General features: G+C 45.9%; 8 protein-coding genes. 1 reads left to right on the top strand and 7 read right to left on the bottom strand.

The features are described 5' to 3' along the window. The 7 genes from MUP17_08150 to polA form a co-directional block, all read right to left on the bottom strand. A partial coding sequence (locus MUP17_08150; protein MCJ7458948.1) for a PorV/PorQ family protein occupies window positions 1–637 on the bottom strand: 637 nt, incomplete at its 3' end. Between the two features lie 21 nt (window positions 638–658). Then, entirely contained in the window at window positions 659–3,496 is a 2,838-nt protein-coding gene (locus MUP17_08155) for a T9SS type A sorting domain-containing protein (GenBank protein MCJ7458949.1), read from the bottom strand. 25 nt (window positions 3,497–3,521) lie between these two features. Next, on the bottom strand, window positions 3,522–6,215 hold the full coding sequence (locus MUP17_08160) for a TonB-dependent receptor (GenBank protein MCJ7458950.1): 2,694 nt from the start codon (window positions 6,213–6,215) through the stop codon (window positions 3,522–3,524). A 651-nt stretch (window positions 6,216–6,866) separates the two neighbouring features. Then, on the bottom strand, window positions 6,867–8,030 hold the full coding sequence (locus MUP17_08165; GenBank protein ID MCJ7458951.1) for a pyridoxal phosphate-dependent aminotransferase: 1,164 nt from the start codon (window positions 8,028–8,030) through the stop codon (window positions 6,867–6,869). Between the two features lie 86 nt (window positions 8,031–8,116). Continuing rightward, window positions 8,117–10,135 (bottom strand): transketolase, encoded by a 2,019-nt coding sequence (locus MUP17_08170; GenBank protein ID MCJ7458952.1) that lies wholly within the window; start codon window positions 10,133–10,135, stop codon window positions 8,117–8,119. A gap of 227 nt (window positions 10,136–10,362) precedes the next feature. Continuing rightward, window positions 10,363–11,007 (bottom strand): dephospho-CoA kinase, encoded by a 645-nt coding sequence (coaE, locus tag MUP17_08175; GenBank protein MCJ7458953.1) that lies wholly within the window; start codon window positions 11,005–11,007, stop codon window positions 10,363–10,365. 324 nt (window positions 11,008–11,331) lie between these two features. Next, window positions 11,332–14,028: a DNA polymerase I gene (gene polA, locus MUP17_08180; GenBank protein MCJ7458954.1), complete on the bottom strand. Its 2,697-nt coding sequence runs from the start codon at window positions 14,026–14,028 to the stop codon at window positions 11,332–11,334. 529 nt (window positions 14,029–14,557) lie between these two features. Here polA and MUP17_08185 point away from each other — a divergent pair. Beyond that, on the top strand, window positions 14,558–16,351 hold the full coding sequence (locus MUP17_08185; GenBank protein MCJ7458955.1) for a S8 family serine peptidase: 1,794 nt from the start codon (window positions 14,558–14,560) through the stop codon (window positions 16,349–16,351). Window positions 16,352–16,674 lie beyond the last annotated feature (323 nt).

Genomic DNA, 16,674 nt, shown 5'->3' on the forward strand with positions numbered 1-16,674 from the left:
CCGGGAAAATCTGGACTTCATGTTTTAACTGTTGACCGCTATATCTCATATCCGTCCCAAAATTAGACATGCTCATTCCCAGTTTCAGACTTCTAAAACCAGTTTCATACTGGAGCCCAAGATCAAATGCTAAACCATTAGCACTTAATTCCCAAATAACCTGACGAACAAATTTAGCATTTATTCCAGTCGTGAGCCGGTCAGTAATTCTCCGGGCATAGCTTGCTCCTACGACCATATCATAGGCGGTGAATTCGACCCCGGTTCCCTCTGGCTGTTCTACCGTGGTTTCTTCAAAATTAGGCATAGACAAGATTCCTATGAAAATTCCAGCTGCACCACTTCCCAGAGGAAAACCATAGGCGATATTGTCATAATTTATCTTGGCAATCCATTCGGTATGAGTGAAGCTCAGTTCAGAGCCTCTCAGACTGGCTAATCCGGCTGGATTCCAGAAAACTGAGGTAATATCAGCAATTGAAGCCGTTACTGCTTCTCCTTTACCTATATTCTGAGCACCTACGCCGATTTTCAAAAACTGTGCTCCAGAAGTGCCAACCTTACTTATGTCGTCACTGAAAACCGTGCTGGCACCCAAAAGGAGAACGCAGGCAATAAAGATAATTAATTTTTTCATTTTCACATTCCTCCTTTGGTTTTACCGAATTATGGCGAACCTGCCGACTTTTTCCCCGAAATCTGAACTTACGTGGTAGATATATACACCACTGGCTGGAATCTGATCATTTCTGGTCAGGACGTTCCAGGTCTCCTGTCCGCTATCAGAATTATGTTCTAATTGCTGAATTAAATTACCCGCTAAGGTATAAATTCTGATAGTACATTTGTCCGGCAGGTGTGTGAACATCAGATGTGAAACGTTCGGGTCTCGGTCAAGTTCATTTCTAACAAAGTAAGGGTTCGGCACCACCTTGATTTTATCCATATCGAACTTCGCCTGGCTAGCATTGATGTAAGCCGCCTTGGTGCTGAATGAGAAAACATCAACCGGAGCATTGGGCTTAGTAGCAATGATGTGGAAAATCTGCCCATCAGCCAGCTCAGATAAGCTGTGCCCCGATCTGATTAAAGGCCACATCGCATACAGCACATCAAAAGCATCTGCTTCAAACCTGATATTGTGAGTGGTGTAGAAAGTCAAGGCCGTGTCGCTGTAAGTGCTGTTGAAGATGAACAGATATTCTCTATCGCTATTGCTCTCAGTTGGCCCCCAGGTACTGTCATAGGAAGTAGATGCCATGTTATCTACAAAAGCCGCATTCAACTGTCTGGCTGGTGAACTGGTTGTATCCCAGACGGTGAAAGGAACTTCAAAGTATCCTATACACCCGTAATTGGGAGACCCGCCTCTTAAATAATCATAGGCTTTTTGCTTGGTGGTGGGGCTAAACCTTATATCCACATCCACAAAATCAGTTGATAAATCGGTTATTGAACTCCCTGGGAAGAAGAAATAATAACCCAGATCCAATCCACCAAAGAAGTAAGTACCACCCCAATCCACACCGGTTAGCCATCTTGACCCAACCGTATCCGGAGTCCATCCCCAATCTCTGATACCTGTCGGAGGGCCACTTACCCGAACCATAATGCCGTCCAAGATCTTATAAGTGTTGTCCCCAGACTGATTAGTTTGGTTGACCAGAAGCGTGTCTCCTGTGGTGACGTTGATTAAATTCCAAGTAAGATCAGCATTAAAGGTTACCCGATAATCATCCCCGGTTACCTGATTGGGATCAATAACTTCAACAGTAACAACTCCTTCACTCAACCTCCCTGAAGAAGTATGAGTAGCTGTATCCTGAGCGGTCGGGGCTGTATATCCGGCTGGATTAGTACCTGCAACAACCTGAACTAATGAAGCCCTCACTCCGCTTTCCAGTGATTTCGGGCTTTTGGGTTGATAATCGAAGGCGGTTACAGCATAAGAATAGGTTTCACCATTTATCACATTAACCGAATCCACAAAATATCGCTGTATCCCAGTGTCATTTCCTAAATGAACAGTCACCACATTAGGAAGTCCGGAAACCGGATCAACTACCTCTTCAGTCACATTAGTAACACCGTCTGCCAGGTCAAATTCATCCAATAATTGAAAATCGCCCTCTACCCCGGATCTGCTTCGATACACCCGATATCCCTCGAAATCATATTGCCTTAAACTGGTATCATTTGCGGCAAAAGGCTCAAAGCTGGATTCCGAGGTATCTCCCCAGACCAGAGTAACCTTTCGATCTCCCGGGACTGCCTTAACTACTGGAGCTACAGGAGGTCTCGGGGCAACAAAATGAGCATTATAAAGGGTTTGAGCATAATCAGAGTTTATCTTGAGGAGATTCTCATTTTCACCCGCTACGACCCCAAAAACCACTCGAGTAGAATCTCCGACCTTTAATTTAAAAGGACCGGAACTCTGACAGAATCTTTTGTCCTGAGGAGAAACGTCCACGTCAAAAGGTCCTCCTGGGCGAGGACTGCCCGATTTGGTAAGTCCAGCCATCAGATTGTATCTTTCTTCATCATTAGCCGGGTCAGTGTCAATGGTGAACAGGGTCAGAGCGGTCAGACCCAACTGGTTACCGGCTGAATCGGTTGGGCTTTGGAAGTACCTGAAACCCATCATCCCGGGCCTGCCTTGAATGTCCTGGTCAAATTCAAGATTATAATTGTAAACCCAGCAAAAGTTTCGGGCAGCATCAAACCCGATCATATCATCCGTGGCATTTCCTAAATCCGGGTCAGAGGTAATCCCGATGTAAACTGAATCTAAATCACGATCACCCTGATTATAGATATCCCAGACCACAAATATGATGTTCTTGTCAAGCTTGGAATTGAAACTATAGGTAGTCTGCTTTACAAAGACATTCAACTGGTCTCCAGAACTGGCTTGGGCATCGTGATAAGTAATGTCTGCGTCATTATAAAAACACCAGCTATCTTCAGCCGAAACAAACTCTGGATTCCCTAAGCTATCCCTTACCGGCCAAAGACTATCAGCTTCTCTGGGGCTCCAGGCAGATGATTCAGTGGAAAGTAGAATCGGCCAGGTTATCGGGGGTCCAACCACACCATGGTCAGCAGTGTAAGGCGCGGTGATTATGCCAGGTCCCCATTCAGAATAACCATCGTTCGGGTTGTATCCATAGCTGACCACCTTTTTTAAACCTCCGCCAGAGGGAATCTGCGCCCCGATCCAGATTCCAGAGCCATAAAGATACATATTTCCGGTTCCCTGAGGCCATTCTGTTCCCGCTCTGCCAGTAAAGGGATTTTGGGAAAAGACCGCATCATTTTGAATCGGCATCTTGATATTATTAGTGGTCAGATATTTGGCATCTGTTGGATTAATCAGAGGCTTGGCCAGGGAATTTACAGGTGCTTGTTTAGTTTTGGCTTCAGCCGAAACGACCAAAAAAGTCAAAAGCACTGTTCCAAGCACCAAGAGCTTAAGTATTTTTTTCTTTCTCATTACCTTTTTCCTCCCTCCGCTTGGGTTAAAAGCCTAAAACCAGCCCAGCTCGCACCATTCTGGGAACATCATAATTATCCGGGTCCTTAACTGCTGATCTATAACGCGAGACATATGGTTCGCTGGTTACACCTAAAAGCTCAATTACACCATCCGTATTGGGTTTGCCGGAGGACTCATAAACCGCACGAACATTCTCATTATCCGTAAGATTTATGACCTCTAAGTAAAAAGTGCTATTAAACATGCCCATCCTGAAAGCCTTATCTGCTTTTAAATCCAAGCGGTAAGTCCAGGGTTGTCGTGCGGAGTTCACTTCTCCCAGGGCTTTACCCAGACCCTGCAAGTTGAAGGCGACTGGAGTTCGAGGAGTATAAGGGAATCCGCTTCCCACAGTGAATAAAATGTTCAATCCGGCATTTCTGAAAGGCTGAACCCCTTCTTTTTCTCCTGCCCGGATGTCAATGTCCGCTGAGATGGTGTGTCTCTGGTCGAAGTCCAGATAAAACTCCGTTTTGGGGAAGACGATATTCAGGCCGGTAGCGCTGGTGATATAATCGTAATACCCTTCTCTCTGATAGGAGCCGGTTCCCTTGGCTTCGGAAAGAGTATAGGAGATCTTGCCAGAAATGAAGCGTTCCTTTCTTTTCTCTAAGGCGAATTCAACCCCTCTTACTCGGGCATAATCGGAATTAGTATAGATAACATATCTGTTCAATCCTGTGCGTAAACGGGTATCAACCAAGTTAGTCATGTTTTTCGAAAAGAGGGTCACATCAAATCTTAAAGTAGGCGAGAAAGTCCGGGTGAGCCCGGCCTCATAGGCGATAGTCTTTTCTGATCCTAGCCCGGGATCACCTATGATGGCATTACCTGTATTTATGTAATTAATGGCATCTGCCACCCCCTCATACAGGTACTGCAATTGCGGCGGTTGAAAGAAATGGCCATAGGTGAAATGAAACAAGGTGTTCTCTGAAACCGGGAAGGCAATACCTAAACGAGGACTGACCTTGTAATCTAACGGGGTATTTTCAGTTCCTTTGTTCACATCCAACTGGTCGATGAAACGCTCTGCACCAGCCTTTAGCATATCGAAACGAAGTCCGGCATTTACCACCATACCCTGGAACTCCATCTTGTCCTGAATATAGAATGCCCCAGTTACCGGCTTGTAAGGCTTGCCATGAGAAATGGTCCCGTGAATATTATAATCCTTGTCATAGTTGTCTAAGAAAGGATTGGCTCTCCAGGGAAGGTCGATTCTGAACCATCGAACCGTGTAAAACCGGGCTTCAAAGCCGCCTTTAACCTGATGGTATGGATTAACCTGACTGACTATATTGAAGTTGACTCCGGTGTAAAGCGATTGTCTTTTGGAATAGACCCTCTGGCTCACTCCAGGCAGGTAGTAGATATTGCTTCCATCCTGTCTCTTATTGTCTCCATATGACCAGCCACTGGTGCGGTAATCATATCTTCCATCCGGACCATATAAGGAATCAGTCCAACTAACGGTATTGATATAATCATTGAAATCACTCCATAGACTATCATCACCTCTTTCTACCTTGGTTACAAAGTAGTTTACCGAAAGGTCGTAGAATGTATTTTTACTGATATTGTGGGTTAAGGTGAGATAATACATCTGGTTGTTTCTTTCTTGCCTGCTCAGATGATTCAAATTATACCGCCAGAGGATCTGAAATTCCTTCCTCTTTTCATTGAAGTAGCTGCCCCCAGCTTTTAATTTCATGCTCGGGGTCAGATCATAATTCAGTTTACCAAATCCTGAATATCCCTTTAGCCAATTTTCAGGTTTCCGTCCTTCCCATCCGGAGCTGGGATTCCAATCGTTTCGATGCGAATACTCAAAAGAGGCAAAATACTTCAACTTTTTCCCAATAAGTGGACCCGCCAAGGAGAAATCCGCATTGTTATAGGCGAAACCGTTAGTGCTGCCCATGAACTCATCCGTTCGAAGCTCGAGTTGACCAGTAGTCTTTATTGCAGATTCCTTTGTAACTGTATTAACCACGCCAGACATGGCCTGTCCATACTCAGCGTTAAATCCACCGGTCAAAACCACGACCTCTGCGATGGCGTTGTTATTCAATCCTGCACCTATACCTCCGGTTACGATATCCTGAGTATTGAAACCATCGATGAAATAATTTACCTCCCCAGGTCTTCCACCGCGGATTTGAATTGCCGTGCCTTGACGATTATCTCCAGCTACTACCCCTGCCTGTAGCTGGGCTACAGCTTGAAAACCACGAACCGGCATCTGCTTGATCTCATCTGAAGTGATGATTTTGGTTGAACCGGTAACGTCCTTTTCGATCAAAGGTCTTTCCGCTACCACCGTGGTAACTTTTCCTAACTCAACGGCGGACACAGTCAGGTCGAAATTAACCTCGGTAGTCAGGTCAGGAACAACCAGGATCTCTTCCTTGCGGATCGAGGTATATCCAATTACTACTGCTTCGACGCTCTGTTTCCCGGCAGGGACGTTTATGATGGTGTACCGACCATCCGGCCCTGTGGCGGCTCCTATATTTGTTCCAACTACCCTTATCGACACTCCAGGAAGGGCCTCGCCGCTCTGCTTGTCTTTGACTATCCCAGTGAGTTTTCCCGTAATCCCTGCTAAACAAAAGGGATAAGTAAAAACCACCAGGAGCACAACTGAAATAGCCAGCTTGATTAGATTTTTCATTTACTTCCCTCCAGATTTTGAGTGGTTTTAGTTTCCTAAAAAGCATTAGCACCTTTATCCCCCGATATCACCTCCTTTGATAAATAAAGGTCCTTGTTAGCCTTCGGTAGTATCTTCAGCCTGCTTCACTTTTCAAACCATCCCCCGATGTCGAAAAGCTTCCCTCTCTCCGTGAGAAAACAGTGGCAATTTGGAGCAGAAGCCTATTGATTTTATAGTTGTTATTTTGGTTTAAGAATACTTGCGCCCAAAGCCTTTCCTAAACCCAACAACTTCTTGGTATGGAATTATCTTTAAATAAAGAACCCGACTTGATTTTGTCAAGAGAAAAATTGCTCACACCCCAAAAAAGTTGTTGGGCTACATAAGATTAATCGGAAAGAAAGGGGGAAACTTTAGGGGGTAAAGCTGGCACTAAGCAGTCATTACGAGTTCTAAAGACGCGAAGCAACTTACTCACCTGTCATCTGAAGGACTGCCTTATCATCTTTAGGGCTTCCCGCAGTGATAACTAAAGAGGCTGTACATCGCGTTATTGATGAAAAAGATGAAGGGCAGGCACAAGACCTGCCTTTGAGACTTTATTGATCAATCAACTGTATCTGAAGTCCCTTCCGTCTCACATCTTAGGTCTAACGTCTTCCTTCGTCCTTACAGCTTTGCTAAGAATTTCCTCATCCTCTCCAAAGCCTTATTGATATTCTCTACTGAATTTGCATAGGAAAGCCTGAGGTAACCTTCTCCGAATTTGCCAAAAGCGGTGCCGGATAAAACCGCAACCCCGGCTTCGTTCAAAAGAGCATCTGCTAATTTCTTGGTATCCCATCCGATCTTTTTCACATTCGGGAAAACATAGAAAGCGCCCTTGGGAGACGGGCAGGAAAGCTTGGGGATATCACAGAGCCCCTTAACAATCACGTCTCTGCGCCTTTTGAACTCTTTGACCATCTTATCTACTTCGCTCTGATCTCCGGCTATGGCTTCAATAGCTGCTCTCTGAGTAAAGCTGGCAGTGCAGGAGTTACTGTTAGTCATCAACCTGGCAATATGCGGGGCTAAGCTTTTGTTCATCACCCCGTATCCTATCCTCCAGCCAGTCATGGCATAGGTTTTGGAAAGCCCGTCTAAGATTATGGTCCTTTCTTTCATATCCGGCAAAGATGCAATACTGTGATGTTTCCCTTCATAGAGTATCCGCGAATAGATCTCATCTGAGAGAACCTGAATATTTTTAGAAAGGGCGATATCGGCAATTGCTTTTAAATCCTCCAGGGTTAAAATTCCTCCAGTCGGGTTCTGAGGAGAGTTTATGATTATCAGTTTTGTTTTCGGAGTGACCTGCTTCTTCAGTTCATCTATGTCTAATCTGAAGTCGTTCTCCTCCCGCAGTTGGATCGGAACCGGCTTGGCTCCGAGGAACTCGATCACCGATTCATAAATGGGAAATCCGGGATTGGGATAGATCACTTCATCCCCTTCATCCACTAAGGCTAAGATGGAGAAAAACATTATGGGCTTACCGCCAGGGGTGACTACCACCTCATCCGGATCCACCAGAATCTTCCGGGTATCAGCCACGTAACGGGCAATTACTTCTCTCAACTCAGGCAGACCAGCAGAAGGACCGTAATGGGTATACCCTTCTTTTAAAGCTTCTATTGCTGCATCGGTGATGTTCTGGGGAGTGTTAAAGTCCGGCTCCCCGATCTCTAAATGAACGATCTCCTTCCCCTCTTTTTCTAACTGCTTGGCTCGGGCTAAAACCTCAAATGCGGTTTCAGTTCCCAGGTGTGACATCCTCTGAGCTAATTTCATAGGATCCTCCGAAAATTATTAGATTCTGTTATATATAAAAACCTGATTTTAAAATATTAGTCCTGAGTAACACTCTGAAAATTAACTTAAGAGCTCTTTTTTTGATCATAAAGCTCTTTAGCCTTTTGCGCGATATGCTCGGCTGAGACCTCGAACTCCTTTATCAGCTCCCAGGGCTGACCTGACTCACCAAATCTGTCTTTGACTCCGATCATTCCGAATAAAATCGGCTTCTTATAAACCTCTTTTGCTTCCAGAATAGTGGAGGAAACATAGTTTCCCAAACCTCCGATCTGATGCTCCTCAGCAGTGACCACAACCCCAGTCTCCGAAGCGGCCCTGATTATGGTTTTTTTGTCAAGGGGCTTCAGTGTATGCAAATTCACCACCCTGGTTTCGATTCCAAAGTCTTCTTTCAGAATCCAGGCAGCCCTCATCGCTTCCGGAACCTCGGGCCCGCAGGCGATTATAGCCAAATCCTCGTTTTCAGATTTATACTGAGAGGAAAGCATGGTCTCAAAAGCATGAATGAACTCCTGTTCCTCTCCTCTATACCTGATTATATTTGCCTCACCAAAAACAAATGGAGTATCCTCGAAAGTGACTATCGGGGTTGCTTCTCTGGCAAATCTCAGGAACTTGGGTCCTTTGACGTTGAACAAAAGAAATTCAGTAGCCTTTTTTGTTTCGATCGAATCACAAGGGACTTCCACATGCATATTGGGAAGCCCGCACATCTGGAAAAGGTCTTCCAGAGCTTGATGAGTGGCTCCGTCCGGGCCTACCGAGACGCCACCGTGTGCGCCGGCTATGAAAACGTTTAAATTGCCGTAGCAGACAGTGGTTCTGAGCTGGTCTAAATTCCTGCCTGCGGCGAAAACCCCATAGGTGCCGAAAATCGGGAGCTTGCCTTCTTTGGCTAATCCTGCAGCAACTCCGGTTCCGCTCTGCTCAGCTATCCCCATGCTGAGGAATCTTCTTTTCCTTTCAGGGTGCTTTTCATAGAACTGGCTTATGGCGATTGAGCCGGAGATATCCGCACCCAGGCAGATAATCCTCTCGTCGTCACCTTTTTCATCCAGAGCCCTGCCAAACCCTAATCTGGTTGGGTCCATCTTCACTTTCATGTTCGGTTGCTTATTCCAGAAATAATCCTTTTTGAACTTGGGCATTTTCGCTTCCAGTTCCGTAGAAACTTTAGCCTGGTAATCGTCTGCTTTTTTGAAAAGCCTGTCCCGGTCCAATTTCTTTTGAAGTCCTAATTCCTCTAAAGCCTTATCCATCTGTTCGCAAACTGGCGATTTTCCGTGCCAGCCTGCTACATTTTCCATAAAGCTTACCCCTTTGCCCTTGATCGTATGCGCAACTATGACAGTGGGTTTACCCTTGAGGGTTCTGGCCTTCTCAAAAGCTTCCAAAATCTCCTTCATATTATGCCCATCTATCTCCAGCACATTCCAGTTAAAAGCCTTATACTTATCCACGATCGGGTCGATATTCATTACCTCTTCAACCCAGCCATCTATCTGCAGGCGGTTCTTATCAATGATGTTGATGAGGTTATCCAATTTATAATGCCCTGCCTCCATTACTGCTTCCCAGATCTGTCCCTCCTGATGTTCTCCGTCTCCGGTCAAGGCGTAGATATAATAATCTTTGCTATTTAACTTTGCAGCTAAGGCTATTCCGTTCGCTATGCTCAACCCCTGACCTAAAGAGCCAGTTGAGGCTTCAACTCCCTTGAGTTTTAACCAGTGTGGATGCCCTTGAAAAGGTGAATAGAGCTTTCTTAAGGTCACCACCTCTTCGATATCGAAGTATCCTGAGATCCCCAGGCTCAGATAGAGCGATGGTGCTTTATGGCCGGTTGACCAGATAATCCTGTCCCGGTCCTCCCAGGACGGGTTTTTGGGGTCGTGCCGGGCAACTGAAAGGTATAAAGCTGCGCAGATATCCATAATCGACATAGTTCCGCCCGAATGGCCTGAGCCAGCCGCACAAAGGGAGATCATGTTATAACCCCTCATCAAATTGGCAGCTTCGATCAGTTCTTCTATGGTGTAGTTTTTTCTTATACTTCCGGTTTTAGAATCCAAGATCGGCATTTTACCTCCTGCATAGTTTTTTCATACAAGTCCCAAAAAATAATCCTTGTGAAATTTGTAACATAGTGAAAATATATCAAATTAAATCTCTTTGTCAAATCATTTTAGGCCAATTTTTGCTTTACAGATAAGTTATGTCCAAATTGTAGTTTCTCGATTTATCGAGTCTTACAGATCCGTTGCTCGGACAAAAATGCCCAATAAATTGGGCAACTACATCATCCCTGCTAGGGAAGGAGTTCAATTCCTGTCCCGCTTGTCTTCCTCTGTCTAACCATTTTAGAGATGAGTTTCTCCCACAAAAAAAGAACTTTTTCCCTCAATTCTTTTAAGTCTTTATCATTTCTAATAATGTAATCAGCATATCCTCGTCTGGTCTTGTGATTTATCTGGGCTTTAATCCTGCTCAAAGCTTCCCTTTGAGTATAACCTAAATTATGTTTTAGCCTTTTTAAGCGGTTGTTCAGGTTTGACTCTACTAAGATCAGATAATCTAACTCTTTTTGTAGCCCCCATTCGATAATCAAAGCCGCATCCACAATGACAATTCCCGGACCTTTTTTTCTATGTTCCCTGATTTGTTTCCTCAGATTGGAAAGAAGATAAGGGTGAACGATTGTATTCAATTTGTCCCTGTTTTCTATGGATGAGAAGGCAACTTTGCCCAGCTTCCTTCGATTAAGCTCCTTATTACTACTTAATATTCCTTCTCCAAATATCCTGACCAGTTTTTTGAGAACCGACCGATTTTTCTCCACCACCTCTTTGCCTATTTCATCTCCAGAAATGATTTTCGCCCCTGATTTTTTGAAAATATTTGCCACCTCAGTTTTACCTGAGCCGATCCCGCCTGTGATGCCGATTATTTTCATATTTGTTTTCTTTCTATGTCATTCTGAGGGAACGAAGTGACCGAAGAATCCACACAGATTCTTCGCTCCGCCTTTGGCAGAGCTCAGAATGACAATCCCAGAGAGCATCCTCTTAATTCAATTGTTGTAAGGACAAAACACTATTCCATCCTACACTATGCGAGGCTAAAAGTCTCAAGACCTTGACGGCTTCGCACTACGAATAAGAGCCTTCGCAAGGCTGAAGCCTTGCCCTACATATTGGGCGAGTCCGCCTGCGGCGGATCGCCCCTATAGCTTTTATCCGTTATTCGTCATCAGTTATCCATCATTATTCTGTTTTTATTAACTCATTTCCAGCCAGTTTTTCCCTATTTTTATATCCACCTTGATCGGGACTTTTAATTTAACCGTATTCTCCATCTTATCCCTTACCATCTCCTTAATTTCCTCCAGCTCCGATTTGTGCACCTCAAATACCAACTCATCGTGCACCTGCAGAATCATTTTGGATTTTTTTCTTTTGAGGATTTTAGCTATCTCGATCATAACCACTTTGATTAAATCTGCGGCTGAGCCCTGGTGCGGGGTATTGATGGCGACCCTTTCCGCGAACTCTCTTTTCTGCCGATTGGGACTTTCAATTTCCGGGATATACCTTCTTCTTCCTAAAAGCGTGGTGACATACCCATCTTTTCTGGCTTTCTCAATTAAGTTTTCCAGATGCTCCTGAACTTTAGGGTATCTTTTGAAATAGATATCAATAAACATCGAGGCTTCTTTGGGAGTCATATCAGTCTGCTGGGAGAGCCCGAACGCGCTTACCCCGTAGATTATGGCAAAATTGGCAGTCTTGGCAACTCTTCTCTGCTCAGGAGCAACCTTGTTTATGGGTACACCGAAGACCTCGCTTGCGGTTCGGGTATGAATATCCTCGCCTTTGAAAAAAGATTCCATCAAAGTTTCATCTTCTGAGAAATGAGCCAGAATCCTCAGCTCGATCTGAGAATAATCCGCTGATAACAAAAGATAATCCTCGTTCCTGGGGATAAACCCTTTCCTGATCCGGCTGCCGATCTCGGTTTTGATCGGGATATTCTGTAAATTAGGCTCGGAGGAGGAAAGCCTTCCAGTTGCAGTCACTGTTTGGTTGAATGAGGTGTGCACTCTGCCGGTCTTTTTGTTGATCAGAGCAGGGAGAGCGTCGATATAGGTGGATTTCAATTTGAAAAGCTGGCGGTACTCTAAAAGCTTCTGAGGAAGTGGGTGAACCCTGGCTAATTTTTCCAGGACTCCGAAATCAGTAGAATCGAGGGTTTTTTTAGCTGTTTTTCTAAGGGGGGTCAGTCTTAAATCCTCAAATAAGACCTTGCTCAATTGCTGAGGAGAATTGATGTTGAACTCTTTGCCAGCCAATTTATAGATCTGCCTGGCAAGTTTTGATAACTCGAGTTCCATCTGTTCGGAAAGCTCTTTCAGGTAATCTACGTCAATTGAAATCCCTGTCATCTCCATCTCAGCCAAAACCCGTATCAGAGGCAGCTCCACCTCATAGAAAAGGTTATCCAGAAGAGCCTGCTTTAGCTTAGGCTCCAGCACTTCTTTCAGCCTTAGAGTAAAATCTGCATCCTCGCAGGAATATCTGGAAGCAGATTTAATCGGAACCTGAGCAAAACTTATCTGTTTTTTCCCGGACCCGATCAAATCCGAGATCGGCATCATCTTGTAATCTAAATACTCTAAGGCTAAATTGGAGAGGCTGTTCTGTCTTCCGGAGGGATTCAGAAGATAGGAGGCGATCATAGTATCGAAACCTATACCTTTAAGCTCGACTCCCTCATTTTTCAGAATCTCTAAATCGAACTTCAAGTTCTGACCGATTTTCGTTATAGATTCGTTTTCTAAAACAGGCTTGAACTCTTCGAGCAGCAGTTCGATCTTTAGATTTTTACCCTCCGTATGTCTGAGCGGAATGTAAAATGCCTCCTCTTTTTTCAGAGCTATAGATATTCCCACTAACTGCGCCACTATCGGGTTTATGGAGGAGGTTTCAGTATCCACTGCGAACTCGCCTTTCTCAACAATCCTGTCAAGAAGCTTCTTGAACTCCTCTTCATCCTCCACGGTCTTGTATTTGACCTTCTCCAGCTTTTCCCCAGAAGTGACCTCCTGGAGGAATTTGCTGAACTCCAATTCCTTGAAAAGCTCCTTTAACTTCGGAAGGTCAAACTCACTTCTGGAAAGCTGTTTTAGATCCAGTTCGATGGGTACATCAGTCTCGATGGTTACTAACTTCTTAGAGAGTCTAGCCAAGTCTGCATGCTCTTTCAAATTCCGGGAGACATTTTTTCTTTTGACTTTATCTGCATTAGCTAAGACTTTTTCCAGATCTCCGAATTGATGAATTAATTCCACAGCGGTTTTTTCACCCACTCCCGGAATCCCTGGAACGTTATCCGAGGCATCCCCCATTAATCCCAGAAGGTCTATAACTTTTTCCGGAGGGATTCCATATTTTTCTTTTACCTTTTCCTGGTCATAGACCTCTATCTCCTCTCCGCTTTTCCTCGGATTCAAAACCTTAATATTTTCGTCCACCAACTGTAAAAAGTCCTTGTCTCCGGTTACCAGAATCACCTCTAAACCTTTATTTTCGGCTTTACGAGCTAAAGTGCCCATCAGATCATCCGCTTCAAATCCCTCCATCTCCAGGACGGGAATATTCATCCCCTTAACCAACTCCATTATTCGAGGAAGCTGGGAGACCATCTCATCCGGCATTTTGGCACGGGTAGATTTATATTCTTTGTAGATTTCATGCCTGAAAGTTGGGGCTTTAGTATCAAAGACCACCCCGATATAGTCAGGCTCCTCCTCTTTCAGGATTTTAAAAAGGGAATTGGCAAATCCAAAAGCGGCTGAGGTATTCTCACCTTTGGAATTAATCAGAGGATTTCGGATGAAGGCAAAATAGGATCGATAAGCTAAAGCCGACCCGTCGATTAAGAAAAGGCGTTTCTTCTTTTTTCCGCTTTCGGACATAATTGACCTGCAGGAGTTATGATACTATTAAATTTGTTTCAGGTCAATAAGTTTGTGGGAATTTCCCCTTTGATTTACAAGAAGTTAGCCCCTCTCTACAGGCTTTTGTTTCAATTTTGTTTCAATTGGGGTTGGGTTATTATGGGTTTTCTTGGGTTATGATGGGTCTTGAGGAATCCAGGTAAACTCTTGACTATCTATCTAATACGCTGAAAAACAAGGGGTTCCCACGCCCCCTAAATTTTACTTGACAAAAATGGAAACCGGTTTTATTTTTACTTCAGAATATACTTCGATTTTCATTCACGCTCACTTGTTATTCTTTTTTGAAGCTTTAAAAAGTTAGCCTTCTAAACCGATTAAAGGAGGCGAGGAAGCGGACATAGACCATTTCTTATAAAGGGGAACTGGTCTTATTAACTTTTTCATGAAGGAGGTGATTTTTATAGAGAATCGCTTGAAGTATTTCAGTTTTCTTTTTCAGTGAACAGATTCTCCCAGAAAAGTTTAATTTTTTTGGAGGTTTGATATGAAAAAGTTGTTCTTCTGGTTGCTGTTGTCAGGAGTAGTGCTGGCAATGCTGATGGGCGGTTGTTCCAAGCAAACCCAAAAGATCACGGGACCCCAAGCACAACTGGCTCCTTTGTTCAACCAAACTCCGGGGGCAAAATATATTCCTGGTTCCTATATCGTGGTGTTTAAGGAATCAGTTGCAGATGTAGACAAAGACGTGGATGAGATCGGTCAGCGGTATACTCTCAAAGCGGATTTTCGCTACAAGCATGCTCTCAAAGGATTTGCAGGGAAGCTTTCCCCTGCCGTGGTCGAGGCATTACGGAACGATCCGCGCATCGCCTACATAGAGCAGGATCAGATAGCGCATATGGATGCTACCCAGACTAATCCTACCTGGGGACTGGATCGGATCGATCAGCGGGCCCTTCCTCTGGACAACTCCTATACCTACAACCAAACCGGTGCTGGAGTTGATGTGTATTGTCTCGATACCGGCATCCGATTCACGCACGTGGACTTTGGCGGCCGTGCGGTTACCGGTTATGACGCCATCACAACGGGCGGTACAGCGGCGGATGGCAATGGCCACGGTACGCACACTGCGGGCACGATTGGCGGGGCGACCTATGGCGTTGCTAAGGCTGTTAGCCTGATCGCCGTCCGCGTGCTGGACGACACTGGCCACGGCACGTACGCTCAGGTGATTGCCGGGGTCGATTGGGTAACAGGAGATCACACCACTACTCCTGCGGTCGCCAACATGTCCCTCGGCGGGCCCCTGGATGCGGCGCTCGACCAGGCCGTCAGGAATTCGATTGCCGATGGGGTGACTTATTGCGTGTCCGCCGGAAACTTGTCAGCCGATGCCTCGACTCAGTCGCCTGCTGACGTCGGTGAGGCGCTCACCGTGGGCGCGACCAACAACTCCGATGCGTTCGCCTATTTCTCGAACTACGGAAGCATCGTTGACGTTCAGGCTCCCGGGGTCAACGTCACGTCGGACTATTACACCTCGGACATTGCAACAACGACCATGTCAGGCACGTCGATGGCCGCTCCGCACGTGGCGGGCGCAGCCGCTCTGTACCTCGAAGCGAACCCCACTGCGACGCCTGCCTCGGTTCACAACGCCATAATCGGCAATGCCACGACCGGCGTGATTACCAGTCTTCCCATGGGGACGGCCAACAGGCTTCTCTACTCGATCATCAGCACGACGCCCCCGGTTGTACCCGCGCCTCCTGTACTGAGCTCTCCCGCGAACGGCGCAACCGGCGTGACGCTTCCTGTCGCTTTCTCGTGGAATGCGTCTTTTGGCGCGACATCCTACCGGGTCCAGGTCTCCACCAGCTCGGCATTCACTACGACCGTGTACGATCACGCTGGCATCAGCTCGACCTCGGTGAGCGTTTCCGGGCTGGCCCCCAGCACGCTGTATTACTGGCGCGTGAACGCGACCAACGCGGCCGGCACGAGCAACTGGTCTACGGTCCGGAGCTTCACGACAGGCACAGGCATGGGTCCTGCGGCGCCCACGCTCGTGTCCCCGGCCAACGGTGCGAACAACGTGCCGAGATCTCCGACGCTTACGTGGAATGCGTCTTCTGGCGCGACGTCCTATCGCGTCCAGGTGTGTTGGGACCAGTCGTTTAATACGAACGTGTATGATCGATCCGGCATCACGTCGACCTCGACGGTTGTCACCGGGCTTGCTGGCAAGACGCTCCATTACTGGCGCGTGAACGCGACCAACGCGAACGGTACGAGCAAATGGTCCACGACCTGGTCGTTCACAACCAGGAAATGACGATGGACTGAATTGTTGCGGCTTGCCTGTTTGAACGGTTCGTTCGGTAGCTGAAACGAGGAAATTGCAAGAGGCGTCCCGTACGAGGGACGCCTTCTTTATTCTCACTCGCTTCTCAAGATCGTAGAGACGTATCGAGATATGTCTCTGCTGTCAATAGCTAAAAAAACCTATCTTTTCCGGTAACTCACTGGTAGAGTGAGCGTCTGTTAACCGTCAAGTTGCAGGTTTGAGCTCTGCCCGAGGAGTTTTCACTTTTTTCGCGTAATTCAATGTTCGCTACTCTATTGTACCTGACGTTTTCCCAACCTGAAAATCTTCTC

Source organism: Candidatus Zixiibacteriota bacterium, from assembly GCA_022865345.1.
Lineage (GTDB): Bacteria > Zixibacteria > MSB-5A5 > MSB-5A5 > RBG-16-43-9 > RBG-16-43-9.

Coding starts and splice junctions, on each gene's coding strand:
- MUP17_08155 (MCJ7458949.1), bottom strand. CDS start 3,496: ATGAGAAAGAAAAAAATACTTAAGCTCTTGGTGCTTGGAACAGTGCTT.
- MUP17_08160 (MCJ7458950.1), bottom strand. CDS start 6,215: ATGAAAAATCTAATCAAGCTGGCTATTTCAGTTGTGCTCCTGGTGGTT.
- MUP17_08165 (MCJ7458951.1), bottom strand. CDS start 8,030: ATGAAATTAGCTCAGAGGATGTCACACCTGGGAACTGAAACCGCATTT.
- MUP17_08170 (MCJ7458952.1), bottom strand. CDS start 10,135: ATGCCGATCTTGGATTCTAAAACCGGAAGTATAAGAAAAAACTACACC.
- coaE (MCJ7458953.1), bottom strand. CDS start 11,007: ATGAAAATAATCGGCATCACAGGCGGGATCGGCTCAGGTAAAACTGAG.
- polA (MCJ7458954.1), bottom strand. CDS start 14,028: ATGTCCGAAAGCGGAAAAAAGAAGAAACGCCTTTTCTTAATCGACGGG.
- MUP17_08185 (MCJ7458955.1), top strand. CDS start 14,558: ATGAAAAAGTTGTTCTTCTGGTTGCTGTTGTCAGGAGTAGTGCTGGCA.